At 66.9% G+C, this 21366-nt stretch carries 17 protein-coding genes; all 17 read left to right on the plus strand.

Features of this window, described 5'->3' with window-relative positions:
* Positions 1-14 precede the first annotated feature (14 nt).
* The 17 genes from HCA61_RS13110 to HCA61_RS13190 all read left to right on the plus strand — a co-directional run bounded on the left by HCA61_RS13110 (position 15) and on the right by HCA61_RS13190 (position 21288).
* Positions 15-3416 (plus strand): pyruvate carboxylase, encoded by a 3402-nt coding sequence (locus HCA61_RS13110; protein ID WP_169688631.1) that lies wholly within the window; start codon positions 15-17, stop codon positions 3414-3416.
* Entirely contained in the window at positions 3413-3979 is a 567-nt protein-coding gene (gene rsmD, locus HCA61_RS13115; RefSeq protein ID WP_169688632.1) for a 16S rRNA (guanine(966)-N(2))-methyltransferase RsmD, read from the plus strand. Before HCA61_RS13110 ends, rsmD begins: the two co-directional genes overlap by 4 nt.
* Positions 3976-4467 carry a pantetheine-phosphate adenylyltransferase gene (gene coaD / locus HCA61_RS13120; RefSeq protein WP_169688633.1) on the plus strand — a complete coding sequence of 164 codons (492 nt, stop codon included), beginning with the start codon at positions 3976-3978 and terminating at the stop codon, positions 4465-4467. The genes rsmD and coaD overlap by 4 nt, the downstream gene beginning before the upstream one ends.
* A 128-nt stretch (positions 4468-4595) precedes the next feature.
* Positions 4596-5354, plus strand: coding sequence for a DivIVA domain-containing protein (locus tag HCA61_RS13125; RefSeq protein WP_169688634.1), 759 nt, complete (start codon positions 4596-4598; stop codon positions 5352-5354).
* Positions 5355-5517: 163 nt separating this feature from the next.
* Positions 5518-6081: a YceD family protein gene (locus HCA61_RS13130; RefSeq protein WP_169688896.1), complete on the plus strand. Its 564-nt coding sequence runs from the start codon at positions 5518-5520 to the stop codon at positions 6079-6081.
* 2 nt (positions 6082-6083) lie between these two features.
* Positions 6084-6266 (plus strand): 50S ribosomal protein L32, encoded by a 183-nt coding sequence (gene rpmF, locus HCA61_RS13135; RefSeq protein ID WP_006551208.1) that lies wholly within the window; start codon positions 6084-6086, stop codon positions 6264-6266.
* An 11-nt stretch (positions 6267-6277) separates the two neighbouring features.
* Positions 6278-7042, plus strand: a complete 765-nt coding sequence (gene rnc, locus HCA61_RS13140; RefSeq protein ID WP_169688635.1) for a ribonuclease III — start codon at positions 6278-6280, stop codon at positions 7040-7042.
* 7 nt (positions 7043-7049) lie between these two features.
* The gene (mutM, locus tag HCA61_RS13145) at positions 7050-7934 is read left to right on the plus strand and encodes a bifunctional DNA-formamidopyrimidine glycosylase/DNA-(apurinic or apyrimidinic site) lyase (protein WP_169688636.1); all 885 of its coding nucleotides are present in this window, start codon (positions 7050-7052) and stop codon (positions 7932-7934) included.
* 48 nt (positions 7935-7982) lie between these two features.
* Positions 7983-8420 carry an OsmC family protein gene (locus HCA61_RS13150; protein WP_169688637.1) on the plus strand — a complete coding sequence of 146 codons (438 nt, stop codon included), beginning with the start codon at positions 7983-7985 and terminating at the stop codon, positions 8418-8420.
* 9 nt (positions 8421-8429) lie between these two features.
* Positions 8430-8741, plus strand: coding sequence for an acylphosphatase (locus HCA61_RS13155; RefSeq protein WP_169688638.1), 312 nt, complete (start codon positions 8430-8432; stop codon positions 8739-8741).
* Between the two features lie 22 nt (positions 8742-8763).
* Entirely contained in the window at positions 8764-12390 is a 3627-nt protein-coding gene (smc, locus tag HCA61_RS13160; RefSeq protein WP_169688639.1) for a chromosome segregation protein SMC, read from the plus strand.
* 12 nt (positions 12391-12402) lie between these two features.
* Entirely contained in the window at positions 12403-13953 is a 1551-nt protein-coding gene (gene ftsY / locus HCA61_RS13165) for a signal recognition particle-docking protein FtsY (protein WP_169688640.1), read from the plus strand.
* Positions 13954-14181: 228 nt separating this feature from the next.
* Positions 14182-15489, plus strand: coding sequence for an ammonium transporter (locus HCA61_RS13170; protein WP_169688641.1), 1308 nt, complete (start codon positions 14182-14184; stop codon positions 15487-15489).
* A 124-nt stretch (positions 15490-15613) separates the two neighbouring features.
* Positions 15614-15952: a P-II family nitrogen regulator gene (locus HCA61_RS13175; protein WP_054717737.1), complete on the plus strand. Its 339-nt coding sequence runs from the start codon at positions 15614-15616 to the stop codon at positions 15950-15952.
* The gene (locus HCA61_RS13180) at positions 15942-18443 is read left to right on the plus strand and encodes a [protein-PII] uridylyltransferase (RefSeq protein ID WP_169688642.1); all 2502 of its coding nucleotides are present in this window, start codon (positions 15942-15944) and stop codon (positions 18441-18443) included. The genes HCA61_RS13175 and HCA61_RS13180 overlap by 11 nt, the downstream gene beginning before the upstream one ends.
* Before the next feature lie 138 nt (positions 18444-18581).
* Positions 18582-20153, plus strand: coding sequence for a signal recognition particle protein (gene ffh / locus HCA61_RS13185; protein ID WP_169688643.1), 1572 nt, complete (start codon positions 18582-18584; stop codon positions 20151-20153).
* A gap of 31 nt (positions 20154-20184) precedes the next feature.
* The gene (locus tag HCA61_RS13190; protein WP_169688644.1) at positions 20185-21288 is read left to right on the plus strand and encodes an amidohydrolase family protein; all 1104 of its coding nucleotides are present in this window, start codon (positions 20185-20187) and stop codon (positions 21286-21288) included.
* Positions 21289-21366: the final 78 nt, after the last annotated feature.

Here is a 21366-nt window from a genome sequence, read left to right on the forward strand (position 1 = left end):
GGTACCGTCATGCAATGTTCTCCAAAGTGCTTGTCGCCAACCGAGGCGAGATCGCAATCCGCGCGTTTCGTGCCGCCTACGAACTGGGTGCTGAAACGGTCGCGGTGTTTCCGTACGAAGATCGCAAGTCCCTGCATCGGCTGAAGGCCGACGAGGCGTACCAGATCGGTGACGAAGGGCACCCGGTCCGGGCGTACCTCTCGGTCGACGAGATCGTGAAGGCAGCCGTGTCGGTCGGCGCCGACGCCATCTACCCGGGTTACGGCTTCCTGTCCGAGAATCCTGACCTCGCCGCGGCGTGCGACCGTGCGGGCATCACGTTCGTCGGCCCCTCGACCGAGATCCTGGAACTGACCGGAAACAAGGCGCGTGCGATCGCGGCTGCGAAAGCAGCGGGACTGCCGGTACTGGCCTCGTCGGAGCCGTCTGCCGATCTCGACGAGCTTGTCGCGGCTTCGGAGAAGATGACCTTCCCGGTGTTCGTCAAGGCTGTCGCGGGTGGTGGCGGCCGCGGTATGCGGCGAGTGGCCGAGCCCTCACAGCTGCGCGAGGCCATCGAGGCGGCATCCCGTGAGGCCGATGCGGCGTTCGGCGACCCGACGGTCTTCCTCGAGCAGGCGGTGGTCAACCCTCGTCACATCGAGGTGCAGATCCTGGCAGACAAGCACGGCAACGTCGTCCATCTGTACGAGCGGGACTGCTCTGTGCAGCGCCGTCACCAGAAGGTCATCGAGCTTGCGCCTGCCCCGAACCTGGACCCGGACCTTCGCGACAGGATCTGCGCGGACGCTGTCGCGTTCGCCGAGCAGATCGGCTACCAGTGCGCGGGAACGGTCGAATTCCTCCTCGACGAGCGCGGCAAGCACGTGTTCATCGAGATGAACCCGCGTATCCAGGTCGAGCACACGGTGACCGAGGAGATCACCGACGTGGACCTGGTGCAGGCGCAACTGCGGATCGCTTCGGGCGAGACCTTGGCCGATCTCGGTCTGAGCCAGGACACCATCCGCATCCACGGTGCGGCGCTGCAGTGCCGTATCACCACGGAGGACCCGGCCAACGGCTTCCGTCCGGACACGGGCCGCATCACCGGCTACCGCACCCCCGGTGGTGCAGGTATCCGCCTCGACGGTGGCACCTCGGTCGGCGCAGAGATCTCGGCGCACTTCGACTCGATGCTCGTCAAGCTCACGTGCCGCGGCCGTGACCTCGAGGCGGCCGTCGCCCGCGCCCGTCGTGCGGTCACCGAGTTCCGTATCCGCGGTGTATCGACGAACATCCCGTTCCTGCAGGCCGTGCTCGATGACGAGGACTTCCGCGCCGGGCGCGTGACGACCTCGTTCATCGAAGAGCGCCCGCACCTGCTGACGCTGCGACGCTCGGCCGACCGCGGCACCAAGATCCTCGAATACCTCGCCGACGTCACGGTCAACAAGCCGCACGGCGAGCGGATCGCGACGGTGTACCCGCACGACAAGCTCCCCGCGATCGACCTGTCGGCGCCCCCGGCTCCCGGGTCGCGGCAACGACTGCTCGAACTCGGACCCGAGGGCTTCGCGCGGGCACTGCGCGAACAGAAGGCCATCGGCGTCACCGACACCACGTTCCGCGACGCACACCAGTCGCTGCTCGCGACGCGTGTGCGCAGCAAGGACCTGCTCACGGTCGCCGGCCACGTCGCTCGCATGACGCCGGAACTGCTGTCGATCGAGGCGTGGGGCGGTGCCACCTACGATGTGGCGCTGCGTTTCCTGCACGAGGATCCGTGGGAGCGGCTTGCTGCGCTGCGTGAGGCGATTCCGAACATCAACCTGCAGATGCTTCTCCGCGGGCGCAATACCGTCGGGTACACCCCGTACCCGGAGGCAGTCACGCGCGCATTCGTGCAGGAAGCCGCCGACACGGGCATCGACATCTTCCGTATCTTCGATGCGCTGAACAACGTCGATCAGATGCGGCCGGCGATCGACGCGGTGCGCGAGACAGGTACCACGCTCGCCGAGGTGGCCATGTCCTACACCGGCGACCTGTCGAACCCGAACGAGACCATCTACACCCTCGACTACTACCTGAAGCTGGCCGAGCAGATCGTCGATGCCGGCGCGCACATCATCGCGATCAAGGACATGGCAGGTCTGCTCCGCGCGCCCGCCGCGGCAACCCTGGTCAAGGCGCTACGCAGCAACTTCGATCTCCCTGTGCACGTGCACACGCACGACACCCCCGGTGGCCAGCTCGCCACCTATGTCGCGGCCTGGCACGCCGGAGCCGACGCGGTCGACGGGGCGTCGGCGGCGCTGGCCGGGACGACGAGCCAGCCGGCACTGTCGGCGATCGTTGCGGCAGCGGCGCACAGCGAATTCGATACCGGCCTGGACCTGCAGGCAGTGTGCGATCTCGAGCCGTACTGGGAGGCACTGCGCCGCGTGTACGCGCCGTTCGAGTCGGGCCTGCCCGCACCGACCGGCCGTGTCTACACGCACGAGATCCCGGGCGGGCAGCTGTCGAACCTCCGTCAGCAGGCGATCGCGCTCGGACTCGGCGACCGGTTCGAGGACGTCGAGGCTGCCTACGCAGGCGCCGACCGCCTGTTGGGGCGCCTGATCAAGGTGACGCCGTCGTCGAAGGTCGTCGGCGACCTCGCCTTGCACCTGGTCGGTGCGGGTGTGTCGGTCGACGACTTCGCGGCCGAACCCGGAAAGTTCGATATCCCCGATTCGGTCATCGGGTTCCTGCGCGGCGACCTCGGTACACCAGCCGGTGGCTGGCCGGAGCCGTTCCGCTCCAAGGCGCTGTCCGGTCGCGGGGAACCGAAGGCCGAGACACCGTTGACCGCTGACGAGGAGAAGGGCCTGGCCGGGTCGTCACTCGAGCGTCGGACGACCCTCAACCGGTTGCTGTTCGCCGGCCCGGCCCGCGAGTTCGAGCAGCATCGCGAGCAGTACGGGGACACCAGCGAACTGTCGGCGAACCAGTTCTTCTACGGGCTTCGATACGGCGAGGAACACCGTGTGCGGCTCGGCAAGGGCGTCGAACTGCTCATCGGGCTCGAGGCGATCTCCGACGCGGACGAGCGCGGCTTCCGCAACGTGATGTGCCTGCTCAACGGCCAACTTCGTCCGGTGTCGGTGCGTGACCGGTCGATCGCCAGCGAGGTTCCGGCCGCGGAGAAGGCGGACCGCAACGATCCGGGACATGTCGCGGCTCCGTTCGCGGGCACGGTCACGCTCGTCGTGTCCGAGGGCGACAAGGTCGCGGCCGGCGACACGGTCGCCACGATCGAGGCGATGAAGATGGAGGCAGCGATCACTGCGCCGCGCGGTGGGCTGATCACCCGCATCGCAGCCGGACCCGTCCAGCAGGTCGAAGGCGGAGATCTGCTCGTGGTGGTGTCGACGGAGGCAAGCGCCGAGTGACACGAATCGTTGCCGGTCGAGCCGGGGGGCGGCGCCTGAAGGTGCCGCCCCGCGGTACTCGACCGACATCCGAGCGGGTGCGCGAAGCACTGTTCAGTTCGCTCGACGCGCGGATGGATCTCGACGGGGCAGTCGTGCTGGACCTCTATGCGGGGTCGGGCGCGCTCGGTCTCGAAGCGCTGTCGCGAGGGGCAGCGCACGCGATGCTCGTCGAATCGGACGCCAAAGCGTCGGCGGTGATCCGCGACAACATCGCCGTCGTCGGCCTGTCCGGCGCGGTGTTGCGGTCGGCGCCGGTCGCCGCGGTCCTGGCGGCGGGTGCCGACCGCGAATACGATCTGGTCTTCGCTGATCCGCCGTACGCGATCGCGGAGAGCGCGGTGTCGGCGATGCTCACTGCGCTCGTCGAGCAGGGGTGGGTGGGGGAGAACACGATCGTTGTGCTCGAACGCTCCAGCCGATCGCCGGAAACCGAGTGGCCCACCGGTTTCGACGTCGACAGGGTCCGGAAGTACGGTGAGACGCGCGTGGAGATCGCGGCCTGTTACGGTGCTGACTCATGAGCCGCGCGGTATGCCCAGGATCCTTCGACCCGGTCACCAACGGACACCTCGACGTCATCGCTCGCACCGCGGTGCAATTCGACGAGGTTGTGGTCACCGTCGTGATCAATCCCAACAAGCAGGGCATGTTCACGGTGCCCGAACGCCTCGAGATGCTCGCCGAGGCCACCTCTCATCTCGGCAATGTTCGCGTCGATTCCTGGCAGGGGCTGCTGGTCGACTATGCAACTGCGAACGGGATCTCTGCGATCGTCAAGGGGCTCCGCGGCGCCAACGACTTCGACTACGAGTTGCAAATGGCCCAGATGAATCACAAGCTCACCGGCGTCGACACTCTGTTCGTGGCCACCAATCCCGTGTACAGCTATCTGTCGAGCTCGCTCGTCAAGGAGGTTGCCGCCTACGGCGGTGACGTCTCGGAGATGCTTCCCGAGGCCGTGCACAAACGGCTTCTCGCACGCCTCGCCGAACGGGCCGCAGCCGAGTAACAACCCGCACACCACCGAACCGTGATCCGACACACCGGCGCGTGGACCGGAACCGGAGCGCACGCTGCGGCAGACTGGACACGGCGCGGTCGCACCGGCCGGGTCGACGGATCAGGATTGGGGTTGGCGTGTACCGGGTATTCGAGGCACTCGACGAACTTGTCGCGATCACCGAAGAGGCACGAAGCGTTCCCATGACGGCGAGTTGCGTGGTCCCACGCGGCGATGTGCTCGAACTTCTCGACGACGTGAGGGACGCTCTTCCCGCCGAACTGGACGACGCTCAGGACGTTCTCGATCACCGCGACAAACTGATCGGCGACGCACGAGCCCTGGCGGACAAAACGGTCGGCGACGCCGACGAAGAGGCGCGCACGCTGGTCGAGGAGGCCCGAGCCGACGCCGATCGGATGCTCTCCGACGCGAAGGCGCAGGCCGACCGCATGGTGGCGGAGGCGCGCGCGCACGCGGGCGAACTGGTCGCCGATGCGCAGGCGGAGGCGGATGCTCTCATCGCCGACGGCAAGCGGCAGTACGACGCCGTCACCGGCAGGGCTCGATCCGAGGCCGACCGTATGGTCGAGGCAGGTAAAGCGGCATACGACCGATCCATCGCCGACGGCGAGGCCGAGCAGGCACGCTTGGTATCTCAGACCGAGGTCGTGCAGTCCGCGCATGCGGAGTCGGCGCGCGTCATCGATGGTGCCCACGCCGAATCCGATCGGTTGCGCACCGAGTGTGACGAGTATGTCGACGGCAAGCTCGCCGAGTTCGAGGAGATCCTCGACACCACCTTGCGTTCGGTGGGCCGCGGGCGTCAGCAGTTGAGGACTTCGGGAAGACCGGACTATGCCGAGGCCGACCACCGGGCCGCCTGGCGGCGGTGACGCGTTTCGCGTGGTGAACCCGTGTTTTTTCGTGAATCGCGGGGTCATCGCGTACCATTGAACGGTTGCCCAGTGAATTCGCACTGCCTTCTATTCGAAAGTGAGATCGACGTTGTCTACCCACCGCTCCGGTACGCGGCATCCCGAACGGGAAGCCGGCCTCGTGCTGGACACGCTCTCGCTGGGGCGTCGTCCCGGGTCGATGCGTACGGTGCAGCGCCGCGTTCCGTCTCCATCGCGCATCGGACTCGAAATGATCGCGATCGATGAAGGCAGCGAGATCGACCTCGACCTTCGGTTGGAGTCGGTGTCGGAGGGTGTTCTGGTGACCGGTACAGTTCGTGCCGACACCGTCGGTGAATGCTCTCGATGCCTCGAGCCGTTCACGGGCGAGGTGAGTTTGTACCTCACCGAACTGTTCGCCTACCCGAACAGTGTGACCGACCAGACCACGCAGGAAGACGAGGTCTATCGGATCGAAGACGATCTGATCGATCTCGAGCCTGTGATCGTCGATGCGGTCGGATTGGAACTTCCGCTACGTCCGTTGTGCACCGACGACTGCGCGGGACTGTGTGCGGAATGTGGTATTCGCCTGGCGATTGCCGAATCCGGGCACGGACATGAAATACTGGATCCTCGCTGGGCTGGGTTGGCAGCCGCGTTCGGCGCAGGCTCCGAAGAATCCAGCAGTGCATCCGACAGCAAGAACAACGAGGAGAAGTAGACGTGGCCGTCCCCAAGCGCAGAATGTCGCGTTCCAACACCCGGTCGCGGCGCAGCCAGTGGAACACCACTGCGCCCACGCTCGTCACCTGCCCGAACCGCGGCTGCGGTGAGAAGAAGCTGCCGCACGTGGCGTGCCCGTCGTGTGGCACCTACAACGGTCGTCAGGTGACCGCGCCCGTCTGATCGGTACTTACGTGACGACCAAGTCGATCGATACCGCACCCGAGGGCGGCGAGGGAGAACATGCGTCTCTCCTCGCCGCCCTCGGTGTCCCGGTGGCCCCTGACCTGCTGACCCTGGCATTGACCCACCGCTCGTACGCATACGAGAACGGCGGACTGCCGACCAACGAACGACTCGAGTTCCTCGGCGACGCCGTGCTGGGTCTGTCCGTGACCGAATACCTGTATCTGACCCACCCGGACAAACCGGAAGGTGAACTTGCGAAGATTCGCGCGAGCGTGGTCAACATGCACGCACTCGCCGAAGTGGCGCGCGGACTGGGCGATGGTGGGCTGGGCGTCCATCTGCTCCTCGGCAAGGGCGAGGAGATGACCGGCGGACGGGACAAAGCGAGCATCCTCGCCGACGGAATGGAGTCGCTGCTCGGGGCTGTTCACCTGCAGCACGGCATCGAAGTCGCCCGCGAGGTGGTCCTGCGCCTGTTCGCCGAACTGCTCGACCGCGGACCACGTCTGGGAGCCGGTCTGGACTGGAAGACGAGCCTGCAGGAACTCACTGCCGAACGCGGACTCGGCGTGCCCGTGTACGAGATCACGGCGACGGGTCCCGACCACGACAAGGAGTTCACGGCCACCGCTCTCGTGGCAGGAAAGCCCTACGGTGTCGGCGTCGGCCGGACGAAGAAGGAAGCCGAGCAGAAGGCAGCCTCTACCGCGTGGCAGGTGTTGTCGAGCGAGACCGACCAGGAAACCGAGACCTCGACCGGGGCGAACTGATCCTGTCGTGCCCGAACTTCCCGAGGTCGAAGTCGTTCGGCGTGGTCTGACTGCCCACGTGCTGGGCGCCACGATGGAATCCGTCGAGGTTCTGCACCCGAGGGCGGCGCGACGCCACGAGCCGGGCCCGCGTGATCTCGCACTACAGTTGACCGGCCAGACCGTGACCGCTGTCGAACGGCGTGGAAAGTACCTCTGGCTCGTCCTCGAACCGACCGACCTGGCAGTGGTCGTGCACCTCGGGATGAGCGGTCAGATGCTCGTGCAGCCGCCCACCGTTGCGGACGAGAAGCACCTGCGGATCCGCGCGGTGCTCGACAGCGGTGCCGACCTGCGTTTCGTCGACCAGCGGACGTTCGGTGGATGGGCACTGGCACAGCTCGTCGAGGTGGACGGTGACCGATTACCGTTGCCCGTCGCACACATCGCACGGGATCCGATGGACCCGCGATTCGATCCGTCCGCCGTGGTGAAGGTGCTGCGCGGAAAGCACACCGAGATCAAACGCGCACTGCTCGACCAGACCATCGTCTCCGGTATCGGCAACATCTACGCGGACGAAGCACTGTGGCGTGCGCAGATCCACGGCAACCGGCCGACCGACAAACTGACCGGCCCGAAACTGCATGCCGTGCTTGCTGCCGCTCACGACGTGATGGCCGAAGCTCTCGGTCAGGGTGGCACGTCCTTCGATGCCTTGTACGTCAACGTCAACGGTGAGTCCGGTTACTTCGATCGCTCCTTGAATGCGTACGGCCGGGAGAACAGGCCGTGCCCTCGATGCGGCGCACCGATCCGGCGCGAGAAGTTCATGAACCGCTCGTCCTTTTCGTGTCCCCGTTGCCAGCCCCGGCCACGCATCATCCGCGGCGGCGCGACCACCAGGGTGTGAGGGACCGTCCTGTGCTCGGTGTCGGCAGCGCATGGCAGGATTTCCCGCATGGCTGACCAGAACCCCGCGACCACACCCACCGAACTGTGGGTCGAACGCACCGGCACCCGCCGCTACACGGGCCGCAGCTCACGCGGCGCCGAGGTGCTCATCGGCTCCGAGAGCGTCGACGGTGTCTTCACCCCAGGCGAGCTGCTGAAGATCGCCCTTGCCGCATGTTCCGGAATGAGCTCCGATTTCCCCCTGTCACGGCGGCTCGGCGACGACTACGACGCGACGATCAAGGTGTCCGGCGCAGCCGACCGCGAGAACGAGGTCTACCCGCACCTCGAAGAAGAACTGATCCTCGACCTCTCCGAACTCGACGCCGAAGCCCAACAGCGACTAGTCGCGCTCGTCGAGCGATCCGTCGACAAGGTCTGCACCGTCGGCCGCACGCTGAAGGCCGGCACGAAGGTGTCGTTGACCATCACCGCCGACGCCTAGAGAAGCGCTGTGGCACTCGAACACCCCGACGACACCGACCATCCCGACGACACTGCACGCCTGACCGCCTGGGTGCACGGCCGGGTCCAGGGTGTCGGTTTCCGATGGTTCACCCGTGCCCGAGCGCTGGAACTGGGGCTCTCCGGCCACGCCACCAACCACGCCGACGGTCGGGTTCTCGTCATCGCCGAGGGACCGCGCCACGCGCTCGAGATGCTGCTCGACTGGCTGCGGTCCGATCTCACACCGGGGGAGGTGCGCCTCGTGGTCGAGAACTGGGAGCCGGCACGCGGTGGCCTCACCGGATTCGTCGAGCGCTGATGTCCCGGTAAGGTTTTTCCTCATGCATCTCAAGAGTCTGACGCTGAAGGGCTTCAAGTCCTTCGCTTCGTCGACGACTCTCCGCTTCGAGCCCGGCATCACCTGCGTCGTCGGACCCAACGGTTCGGGTAAGTCCAATGTGGTCGATGCCCTCACCTGGGTGATGGGAGAGCAAGGCGCCAAAGCGCTTCGCGGCGGGAAGATGCAGGACGTCATCTTTGCGGGGACCGCGGGGCGACCTCCGCTCGGTCGCGCCGAGGTGACCCTGACGATCGACAACTCCGACGGGGCGCTCCCGATCGAGTATTCGGAGGTATCCGTCACGCGGCGCATGTTCCGCGACGGCGCCGGTGAGTACGAGATCAACGGCAATTCGTGCCGGCTGATGGACGTGCAGGAACTTCTTTCCGACTCCGGTATCGGCCGCGAAATGCACGTCATCGTGGGGCAGGGTCGCCTCGCTGCGATCCTCGAATCCCGCCCGGAAGACCGGCGGGCGTTCATCGAAGAGGCAGCCGGGGTGCTCAAGCACCGCCGTCGCAAGGAGAAGGCGGTCCGCAAGCTCGACTCGATGCAGGCGAACCTCGCCCGGCTGACCGACCTCACGGCCGAACTGCGTCGCCAGCTCAAACCACTGGGACGACAGGCCGAGGTCGCGCGCCGTGCCCAGACCGTTCAGGCCGACCTGCGTGATGCCCGGCTGCGTCTCGCTGCCGACGATCTCGTCACCCGTCGCGCCGAGTTCGCAGGCCAGGACGAACAGGAACAAGTCCTGCGCGAGCGTCTCGATCACGTCAACGTGATGCTCGACGAAGCCACCGCAGACCTCGCCCGCCACGAACAGGCACTCGCGCAGCTCACCCCGGGCGCCGAAGCAGCGTCCCAGGTCTGGTTCCAGCTCTCTGCTCTCGCCGAACGCGTGTCCGCGACCGTCCGGATCGCGCAGGAACGCGCCCGCCACCTTGACGCGGAACCCGAGACGCGTGCCGGGCAGGACCCCGACGAGATGGAAGCGCGCGCCGAGCAGATTGCCGCAGAAGAAGCCGAACTGATCGAAGCGGTGGAGATCGCGCACGGCACCCTCGACGCGGCGAAAGAACAACTCACCGTCCGGGAGGAATACGCAGCGGCGGCAGAGCGGGCACACATGGCGGCAGTCCGCGCCATCGCCGACCGCCGCGAGGGACTCGCTCGCCTCACCGGTCAGGTCGAGACCGTCCGAACCCGTACCGAATCGATCGACAGCGAGATCGCTCGCCTCACTGTCGCGATCGAGGAGGCTCGTCGGCGCGGAGTCGACGCGCAGGCCGAGTTCGAGACCGCGCAGGGGCGCATCGACGATCTCGACGCGGGAGAGATCGACGCCGACGCCCAGCACGAACGAGCCGTCGAGGCGGCGCGCATTGCCGACGACCGCGTCGCAGAACTTCAGAACGCCGAACGCGCCGCCGGAAAAGAGGTCGCGTCGCTCGGCGCTCGCATCGACGCCCTGTCCATGGGACTCGAGCGCAAGGACGGTGCCGCCTGGCTGCTCGAGCACCACACCGACTCCGGTGTTCTGGGACCGCTCGCGGATCGCCTTCGTGTCGAGCCCAAATTCGAGGCCGCAGTCGCCGCTGCGCTCGGACCGGCCTCCGACGCCCTCACGGTCACGTCGGTGGCTGCGGCGAACTCGTTGGCCACCGCACTCGCTGATGCCGACCAGGGCAGAGTCGCATTCCTCGCGGTCGGAGCAGAGGCGCCCGATGAGTCCGCGTCGCTGCCCGCAGACTCCCGGTGGGCGCGTGACGTGGTCGAATGCCCCGACGAGCTGCGTGGAGGCCTCGATGCCGTCCTGGCCGGAATCGTGGTGGTCGACGACCTCGAGGCTGCCGCAACGGTGTGCTCGCAGCGACCGGACCTGCGAGCCGTCACCCGTCGCGGTGACCTCACCGGATCCGGATGGGTCGTCGGAGGCTCCGACCGTGCGCCGAGCACACTCGAAATCCAGGCCGCGATCGACTCCTCACGGGAGGGGCTCGAGGCCGCGGAGCTTCGCGTGGAAGAACTCGCCGCAGCGTTGACCGGTGCGGCCGAGGAGCAGAAGGCGCGCGCCGAATACGTCGAACAGACACTCGCGGCACTGAACGAATCCGACGCAGCAATGTCGGCGGTTTACGAACAGCTCGGACGACTCGGCCAGGCCGCTCGCAACGCTCACGCCGAATCCGAGCGTCTCGTCACGCAGCGCACGGCAGCGGAGAAGGAACGCGATTCGGCGCAGGAGAAGCTCGTCGAACTCGAGGAGCGGTTGCGGCTCGCGGAAGACGAGCAGGACGGCACCGGCGACGGCGGAGGTACCGAATCGACCGCTGCCGAGCGGGAGATGGCCGCAGCAGCTCTGGCCGAGGTGCGTGCCGTCGAGATGGAGGCGAGGCTCGCCGCGCGCACGGCGGAGGAGCGCGCCGAATCGTTGCGCGGCAAGGCGGACTCGTTACGGCGCGCCGCACAGGCCGAACGTGTTGCCCGAGCCCGCGCAGAGCGGGCCCGAGCCACCCGACGGCAGGCTGCCGCAGTGGCCGCAGCGGTGGCTGCGGCCGGTGCCCGCGTGACCACGGAGCTCGAGAGCGCGGTCGCTACCGCGCATGCGCACCGCGAAGAACTGACCCGCCGCCGTACCGAATGCGCCGAGCAACTCGAGCGTGCCAAGGGACTCGTCCGCGAGTTCGCCACACAGCGTGATCAGCTCACCGACGCCGTGCACCGCGATGAAGTGGCCCGGGCGCAGGCGGCGCTGCGTATCGAACAGCTCGAACAGAGCGTGATCGAGCAGTTCAGCATCGCGCTCGACGATCTCGTCGCTGAGTACGGCCCCGACGTCCCACTCCCACCGACCGATCTCGAAATCGCCGAGTACGAGCAGGCACGCGAGCGCGGCGAACAGGTGGTTGCCCCGCAGCCGCAGCCGTACGACCGCGCAACGCAGGAACGCCGCGCGAAGCGCGCGCAGAAGGACCTCACGACCCTCGGCAAGGTCAATCCGCTCGCCCTCGAGGAGTTCGCCGCCCTCGAGGAGCGGTACAACTTCCTGGCGACTCAACTCGAGGACGTCAAGAACGCCCGGAAGGATCTGCTGGCAGTCGTCGACGAGGTGGACGCGAGGATCCTGCAGGTGTTCACCGAAGCCTATGCCGACGTCGAACGTGAATTCGAACAGGTATTCGGGAAGCTGTTTCCCGGCGGTGAAGGCAGGCTCGTCCTCACCGACCCGAAGGACATGCTCACGACGGGTATCGAAGTGGAGGCCAGGCCCCCGGGTAAGAAGGTCAAACGGTTGTCGCTGCTCTCCGGTGGGGAGAAGTCGTTGACTGCTGTCGCGATGCTCGTGGCGATCTTCCGTGCCCGACCGTCCCCGTTCTACGTCATGGACGAGGTGGAAGCAGCGCTCGACGACACGAACTTGCGGAGGCTGATCGGATTGTTCGAGCAGCTGCGCGAGAAGTCGCAGCTGATCGTGATTACCCACCAGAAGCCGACGATGGAGGTTGCCGACGCGCTGTACGGCGTCAGCATGCGAGGCGACGGCATCACTCGGGTGATCTCCCAGCGTCTGCGAGGTCAGAATGTCACGACACCGGTCCCTGAACCGGAAGGTGAGCTTCAAGCCTGACAGTATGGGTGCGTGAGTACCGGAGCCTGGATAGTCATCGCGGCCGCCCTCGCGGTTGTTCTCGTCGCGCTCGTCGTGGGCCTGACGCTCTATCGGCGACGCCAGGTGTCGCTGACGGCGAAAGAAACCCCGAAGCTCGACACTGCAGAAGCCAAGGATCGCTCGGGCGGTTACAAGGCGCAGAGCGGATTCAGTTTCAGTCAGGGAACAACGGCGACCGCTCCGCCGGAACCGGTGCAGCGGCCGGCCCCGAAACCCGCACCGAAACCGGGCCCGGAACCGCGCACCGTCCCGTTGCCCGAGGAGGTCACCGAGGCGCCGCCCACCACGCGGATCCCGGTGGTGCCGCCGACCGTACCGAAACCTGCAGAACCCGAGCCCGTCGAACCGGAGCCTGCAGAGCCCGAGCCTGCAGAGCCCGAGCCCGTCGAACCGGAGGCCGCGCCAGGCCCGGTCGTCGCAGAACCCGAGCCGGCAGAGCCGGAGAGCGCGCCCGATCTCGCTCCCGCACCGGAGGCTGCTCCCGAGCCTGTGGAGCCCGAGACGCCGGTCGACGCTGTGCAAACCCCTCCTGCCCCCGCCGACGCAGTACCTGCACCCGCTCCTGCCGACACGGCTACAGCACCGGCGCTCGACGAGATCGAGCCGACCTCGGGGCGCCTCGTTCGTCTCCGCGGGCGCCTGGCCCGGTCGCAGAACGCTGTGGGCAAGAGCCTGCTCGGCCTGCTCGGAGGTGGCGATCTCGACGAGGACTCGTGGGAGGAGATCGAGGACACCCTCCTGGTCGCCGACCTCGGTTCCGCCACCACAGTGAAGATCGTCGACCGGCTTCGAGAGGAGATGGCAGCGAGCAACGTCCGGTCGGAAGCCGACGCGCGTGCGGTGCTCCGCAAGGTGCTGGTCGACGAACTGCGCCCCGACCTCGACCGTTCCATTCGTGCGCTACCGCACGACGACCACCCGGCAGTGCTTCTCGTCGTCGGAGTGAACGGCACCGGTAAAACGACCACGACCGGCAAGCTCGCCCGCGTTCTCGTCGCAGACGGACGTCGAGTCCTGCTCGGCGCCGCAGATACCTTCCGTGCTGCTGCGGCGGATCAGCTCCAGACCTGGGCCGAGAGGGTGGGCGCCGAGGTGGTGCGCGGCAAGGAAGCAGCCGACCCCGCAGCAGTCGCGTTCGACTCCGTTGCGAAGGGTGTCGACAACGGGGTCGACGCAGTGCTCATCGACACCGCCGGCCGACTGCACACGAAGACCGGCCTGATGGACGAGCTGGGCAAGGTCAAGCGGGTGGTCGAGAAGAAGGCGGCTGTCGACGAGGTTCTGCTGGTGCTCGACGCCACCATCGGTCAGAACGGGCTCATGCAGGCCCGCGTGTTCGCCGAGGTCGTCGACATCACCGGTGTGGTGCTGACGAAGCTGGACGGCACCGCCAAGGGCGGAATCGTTTTCCAGGTGCAGCACGAGCTCGGCGTACCGGTCAAACTTGTGGGTCTGGGCGAGGGTGCGGATGATCTCGCCCCCTTCGAGCCGGGCGCCTTCGTCGACGCGCTGCTCGGCTGACGAGCATTACTCGGCCGACACTTCGATCGGTCGAATCGAGGCCGCTCCCGCTACGGTGGGAGCGGCCTCGTCGTCTCTTGATGTCCGTTCCGGCGGAAACATGAACGAAACACCACCCCGACGCCCGTTCACGCCGACGAAACAGGACAGCGCTTCGGCGGAAACATCTCCGCAGCAAGCTTTCCCCAACGACGCGCTCACCGGCGCGGACAACTGGGAGGTGTGCAAGTGGAGGAAGTGGTGAACACCGGCGACGCCGCATGGATGCTCATGGCGGCATCGCTCGTGCTGCTGATGACACCGGGACTGGCGTTCTTCTACGGCGGCATGTCACGCGCCAAGTCGGTCCTGAACATGATGATGATGTCGTTCGGCGCGATGGCCCTGATCGGTGTGATCTATGTGCTGTGGGGCTGGTCGATGTCATACGGCTCCGAGAGCATCGGCGGGATCTTCGCGAACCCGTTCGAGCTGTTCGGCCTGCAGGGCGCCATCTACGACGACGAAGGTGGATTCCTGCCGGGGCTGGGCAACTACCCCCAGGTCATCGACATCGGATTCCAGGTGACATTCGCGATCATCACCACCGCACTGATCAGTGGTGCGCTCGCGGAGCGTGTGAAGTTCGGTACCTGGATGGTGTTCGTCGGCGTGTGGGTCACCGTCGCCTACTTCCCGCTCGCTCACATGGTGTGGGGCGGCGGTCTGCTCTCCGGCTCCGAGGACAGCATCGCCGCGATGCTCTTCGGCACTGTCGACGACGGAGAGGGGGGTCTCACCGCTGCGGTTCACCCGATCGACTTCGCAGGTGGCACGGTGGTCCACATCAACGCCGGTATCGCCGCGCTGGTTCTCGCCCTCATCATCGGCAAGCGCGCAGGCTTCGGTAAGACCGCGTTCCGTCCGCACAATCTGCCGTTCGTGATGCTGGGCGCCGCGCTGCTGTGGTTCGGATGGTTCGGGTTCAACGGTGGATCCGCGTTCGCTGCCGACGGTGTCGCCGGCCTCGCATGGCTCAACACCACCGTGGCCACCGCCGCCGCGATTCTGGGCTGGCTCGCCACCGAGCGTGTGCGGGACGGTAAGGCCACCAGCCTCGGCGCCGCGTCGGGTGCTGTCGCGGGTCTGGTTGCCATCACCCCCGCTGCCGGTGCTCTCAGCCCGGTCGGATCCATCATTCTCGGTGTCGTGGCCGGGATCCTCTCGGCCCTCGCAGTCGGACTGAAGTACAAGTTCGGCTACGACGACTCGCTCGACGTCGTAGGCGTGCACCTGGTGTCCGGTCTGTGGGGCACGGTCGCCATCGGGCTTCTCGCCACCGAAACCGGACTGTTCTACGGGGGCGACTACAAGCAGCTCGTCATCCAGATCGTGATCGCCCTGGTCGCACTTGTGTTCACCGCCGTCGTCACCGCTGTGATCGCCCTCGCTCTGCGGCCCATGGGCTGGCGCGTCTCGGCCGAGGACGAAGCTCGTGGCATCGACGAAACCGAGCACGCGGAATCCGCATACGACTTCGCCACCGCGCTGAAGTAATACTTCGTCTCGAACCGAAGTAGTGCTTCACCTCGTCGCCGAGGTGGAAGTGGACGAAGATAACGGGCAAGCGTTACGCGGACACACAAGACAACGTCCGGTGAGCACCGGGAAGGGATGAGAAATGAAGCTGATCACGGCAATCGTGAAGCCGTTCACGCTCGAGGACGTCAAGGCAGGGCTCGAGCAGGCCGGGGTGCTCGGAATGACCGTGAGCGAGGTGCAGGGTTACGGACGCCAGAAGGGCCACACCGAGGTGTACCGCGGGGCCGAGTACTCGGTCGACTTCGTGCCGAAGGTGCGCGTCGAGGTCGTCGTCGACGACTCGGTGGTGGACAAGGTGGTCGACACGATCGTGGAAGCCTCCCGAACAGGGAAGATCGGTGACGGCAAAGTATGGGTCACCCCGGTGGAATCGGTGATCCGAGTCCGCACCGGAGAACGAGGTACGGATGCACTCTGACCCTCAGGGTGCAGAGACCCGAGGCCCAGGACACGCTGCGCACGCAGCGGGTCGTGGGCCTTCGGCGTCTTCGGGCACGAATACGGCGACAGACCTGTCGGCGGCCAGAGACGCACTCGTCTCCGGCTCCGGCCGCACTCGCCGCCTCGACACCCAGGCACTGCGCGACGCGCTCGTGGACCTATTCGATTTCTGGTTGATCAGCGAGGGCTCCGAGCTCGGGATCAGGCCGGACAGTGGGTTCGCGCTCGTGGCTGTAGGGGGACTCGGTCGTCGCGAGATGCTGCCGCACTCCGACGTCGACCTCATCCTGCTCCACGACGACATCGATCCGGAGACGCTGTCGTCGGTCGCGGACCGGCTGTGGTACCCGCTGTGGGACGCCCACATCCGGCTCGATCACAGCGTCCGCACCGTTCCGCAGGCCCTACAGGTGGCGTCGGGCGACCTTCCGGCGGCGCTCGGGATGCTCGAAGCCAGGCACATCGCAGGCGACCACGAACTGAGCAATCTGCTCATCGGTGGCGTACGCAGACAGTGGCGCACCGGGATCCGGAACCGCTTCGACGAGCTGATCGAGATGACGGAGGCACGTTGGGAGCGGTCGGGCCAGATCGCACACCGGGCCGAGCCCGATCTCAAGAGTGGTCGCGGAGGATTGCGGGACGTACAGCTGCTCAACGCGTTGTCGGTCGCGCAGCTCACCGACGGCATGCCCGGCCTCGGACCGGACGCACCCGGGGGCGGCCTCGCGGCCGCGCACCGTCACCTACTCGACGTCCGTACCGAACTGCATCGCGTCGCCGGTCGCGGTCGTGATCAACTGCAGGCTCAGGATGCCGACGAGATCGGTGCCGCACTGCGCATAGGCGACCGTTTCGACCTCGCTCGCCTACTCACAGAGGCGGCGCGCACGATCAGCTACTCCGTCGAGGTCGGTGTCCGCACCGCGGGCAATTCCCTGCCGCGCAAGGGTCTGTCGCGCCTTCGCCGTGGACCGGTACGACGCCCCCTCGACGAAGGCGTCGTCGAACATGGCGGAGAGGTAGCGCTGGCCCGCGATGCCCGGCCGGGCAAGGATTCCGGCCTGATCACCAGGGCGGCCGCTGCAGCCGCACGATCGGGCCTGCCGATTTCCGCGGCGACGCTGACCCGCCTGTCGGATCACGCGCCGGAACTGCGAGAACCGTGGCCACGGCAGGCGCTCGACGACCTCATCGTGCTGCTTGCCTCGGGACCGGCCGCCGTCGATGTCGTCGAGGCACTCGACCGGACAGGATTGTGGGGACGTTTGCTGCCCGAGTGGGGGGCGGTACGCGATCTCCCACCGCGCGACGCCATCCACACGTGGACCGTCGATCGCCACCTGGTGGAAACCGCCGTCCACGCGAGTGCCCTCACGACGCGGGTGTCACGCCCCGATCTGCTGCTTCTCGGAGCGCTCCTCCACGACATCGGCAAGGGCCGCGGTGGGGATCACAGTGTGGTCGGCGCCGAGGTCGCCGCCCAGATCGGCACGCGCATGGGTTTGTGGCCGTCCGATCTGTCGGTGCTCACAGCAATGGTCCGGCACCACCTGTTGCTCCCGCACACTGCGACCCGCCGCGACCTCGATGACCCGGCAACGGTGACGTCGGTGGTGGACGCGCTGGGGGGCGACCCGCTGCTTCTCGAACTGCTGCATGCACTTGCGGAAGCAGATTCGCAGGCCACCGGACCCGGCGTCTGGGGCGAGTGGAAAGCTTCACTCATCCGGGAACTGGTACGGCGCTGCAAACTGATGATGGCGGGGGAGGACCTTCCGGCTCCGTCGCCGATCGACCCCGAACTCGCGCGGCTCGCCGAATCCGGCGCCATGCATGTCTCGCTCGACCCGAGACCCGACGGTCGGAGCTTCGTGGTGACGGTGGTGGCACCCGACGAGCCCGGCGTGCTGTCCGACACCGCGGGAGTGCTGGCGCTGCATGGGCTCCGAGTGCAGTCGGCCTCCATCGGCAGTCACGCGGGAAGCACCGTCAACACGTTCATCGTGGTGCCACGATTCGGTGCGCCTCCGGTGGAGGGGCTGCTGCGGCAGGAGTTCGTGCGTGCTCGGTCGGGTGACCTACACCTCCTCGCGGAACTCGACGCGAAGGACCGCGCCACGCGCGAGTCCGCACCGTCGGTACGCCCCGAGCGTGCGGTACCCGGTATCTACTCGCAGGCCCCACCGCGCCTGATCTGGCTCGACACCACGGATCCGGGGCAGGTAGTGCTCGAGATCAGGGCGGAGGACCGGATCGGAATGCTCTGTCGTCTGGCCGGAGTCTTCGAGGCGCACGGGGCAGACGTGCGGTGGGCGACGGTGACGACAATCGGTTCGACGGTGGTCGACTCGTTCTGCATCGACCTGCCGACCGCCGGAACGAGAGCGTCACGGGAACGACTCGAACAGGCCCTGCTGGCCGTCCTTCCCACTCTTGAACCGAAGAAGCCTCCCGCTGCGCCGTGAGGTGAGGTCGCGATCCGGGGCCGCTTCGCAGGGCTCTCGGTCGGCCGGACGGGCCACCCCCGGCTGCGGGCGGACCGGAGCGGCTACCCTGGAACGCAGTATTGTCCGTATTCTCGTCAGACCGCAGGAGCGCATTCGGTGTTCGAATCCCTTTCCGACAGGTTGACAGGGGTCCTCAAGGACCTGCGCGGCAAGGGGCGCCTGTCCGACGCCGACATCGACGCGACGTGCCGCGAGATCCGCCTGGCCCTCCTCGATGCCGACGTGGCGCTGCCCGTCGTGCGCTCGTTCATCAAGAAGATCAAGGAACGGGCGAAGGGCGCCGAGGTTCACGGCGCGCTGAATCCGGCTCAGCAGGTCGTCAAGATCGTCAACGACGAGTTGGTGGGGATCCTCGGCGGCGAGACCCGTCGGCTCCAGTTCGCGAAGACCGCTCCGACCGTCATCATGCTGGCAGGCCTGCAGGGTGCGGGTAAGACCACACTCGCAGGCAAGCTTGCCAAATGGCTCAAGGATCAGGGACACACACCGATGCTGGTCGCGTGCGACCTCCAGCGGCCGGGTGCGGTCACGCAGCTGCAGGTCGTCGGTGAACGTGCCGGTGTGTCGGTGTTCGCACCGCATCCCGGAACGTCGATCGGTGGTGGCGAGAACGAACTCGGCGTCACGGCCGCAGACCCGGTCGCGGTCGCGCAGCAGGGCATCGCGGAAGCCAAGAGCAAACAGTACGACGTGGTCGTCGTCGATACCGCGGGTCGCCTCGGTATCGATCAGGAGTTGATGGCGCAGGCCGCAGGCATCCGCGACGCCGTCCAACCCGACGAGACCCTGTTCGTCCTCGACGCGATGATCGGTCAGGACGCCGTGAGCACCGCCGAGGCATTCCGCGAGGGAGTCGGTTTCACCGGCGTCGTGCTCACCAAGCTCGACGGCGACGCACGTGGTGGTGCCGCGCTCAGCGTCCGCGAACTGACCGGTCAGCCGATCCTGTTCGCGTCCACCGGTGAGAAGCTCGAGGACTTCGATGTCTTCCACCCTGAACGCATGGCCAGCCGCATCCTCGGAATGGGCGATGTGCTCACCCTCATCGAGCAGGCCGAGCAGCACTTCGACGCCACGCAGGCCGAAGCGACCGCAGCCAAGATCGGCAGCGGCGAGCTCACTCTCGAAGATTTCCTCGAGCAGATGATGGCCGTGCGCAAGATGGGACCCATTGCCAACCTGCTCGGCATGCTGCCAGGCGCGGGCCAGATGAAGGATGCGCTCGCGGGCGTCGACGAGAAACAACTCGACCGGATCCAGGCGATCATCCGCGGCATGACCCCGGCGGAGCGTGCCAACCCGAAGATCATCAACGGCTCCCGGCGGCTGCGTATCGCCAACGGCTCGGGTGTGAAGGTCTCCGACGTCAACCAGCTCGTGGATCGCTTCTTCGAAGCACGGAAGATGATGTCCGCGATGGCCGGCCAGATGGGAATGCCCGGAGCTCGGCGTAACCAGCGCTCGAAGAAGGGCAAGAAGGGGAAGAAGGGCGGTCGCGGCCCTACGCCGCCGAAGGTGCGGGGCGGTTTCCCCGGCGGCATGCCCGCCGGGTTCCCCGGGCTCGGCGCGGGCATGCCCGACCTGTCCAACATGCCGAAGGGCCTCGACGAACTCCCTCCGGGTCTCGAGGGCTTCGATCTGTCGAAGTTGAAGTTCCCCAAGAACTAGAGCGCAGTCGCGAGAATCAGGAGGCCCGGTCGTGGTCGGGGTCGGTGCTGGAGGCCCGTTCGTCGTGCGCGGCAGATCCCTGCCGGACAGTGAACCCGTCGAATTGTGGATCGGTGCAGACGGCGAATTCGCCCGTGAGCCCATTCCCGGAGCACAGGTGCTGTCGACCGGAGGGTGGGTGCTGCCGGGTCTGGTCGACGCGCATTGTCACGTCGGGATCCGGTTCGGTGGAGGAGTCGAAGACGAAGCGGGTGCTCTCGCGCAGGCCGTCATCGAACGCGACGCGGGCGTCCTACTTCTGCGCGACGCCGGATCCCCGGCCGACACCCGCGCATTCGACGCCCGGCCCGATCTGCCCAGGATCATCCGCGCCGGACGGCACATCGCCCTTCCGAAGCGCTACATCCGTGGTCTGCCGGTCGACCTCGAGGACGAATCGCAACTTCCTGACGAGGTCGTGCGGCAGGCCCGCGCAGGCGACGGCTGGGTCAAGCTCATCGGCGACTGGATCGACCGGGATGCCGGCGATCTGGCCCCGCTGTGGAGCGACGCGATCCTCGTCGAAGCGATCGCCGCGGCACATCGCGTGGGTGCCCGCGTCACAGCACATGTGTTCGGTGAGGACGCGTTGCCCGGCCTGCTCGCCGCAGGCATCGACTGCATCGAACACGGCACCGGCCTGACCGACGAGACGATCGCGACGATGGCGGCGAACGGCACAGCGTTGGTCCCGACCCTGGTCAACATCGAGAACTTCCCCGGCATCGCCGACTCGGCCACACGCTTCCCCGTGTACGCCGCGCACATGCGGGACCTCCATGCGCGTGTCGCCGACACGATCGGCGCCGCCCACGATGCCGGCGTTCCGATCTACGCGGGCACCGACGCGGGCGGACAGGTGCAGCACGGGCGGATCGCCGATGAGATCGCCGCGCTCGGCAAGGTCGGACTCGACGCGAACGAGGCCTTCGCGGCAGCGAGCTGGGCGGCCCGCGCCTGGCTCGGACATCCGAGTCTCGAGCCGGGGACATCGGCCGACCTGATCGTCTACGCGGACGACCCCCGCACCGATCCGGGATCTGCCCGCCCCGACCTGGTAGTTCTGCGCGGCGCCGTTGCCATGGCCTCCTGTTGAGGTCGATTTCCGGTCCGGTTCCCACGTCTGGCAGAATGGACCGCTGTCGTCGCATCCGGTTCCGTACCGCGCGACGGT

It is taken from the genome of Rhodococcus sp. HNM0563 (assembly GCF_012726195.1).
Taxonomy (GTDB): Bacteria; Actinomycetota; Actinomycetes; order Mycobacteriales; family Mycobacteriaceae; genus Rhodococcus.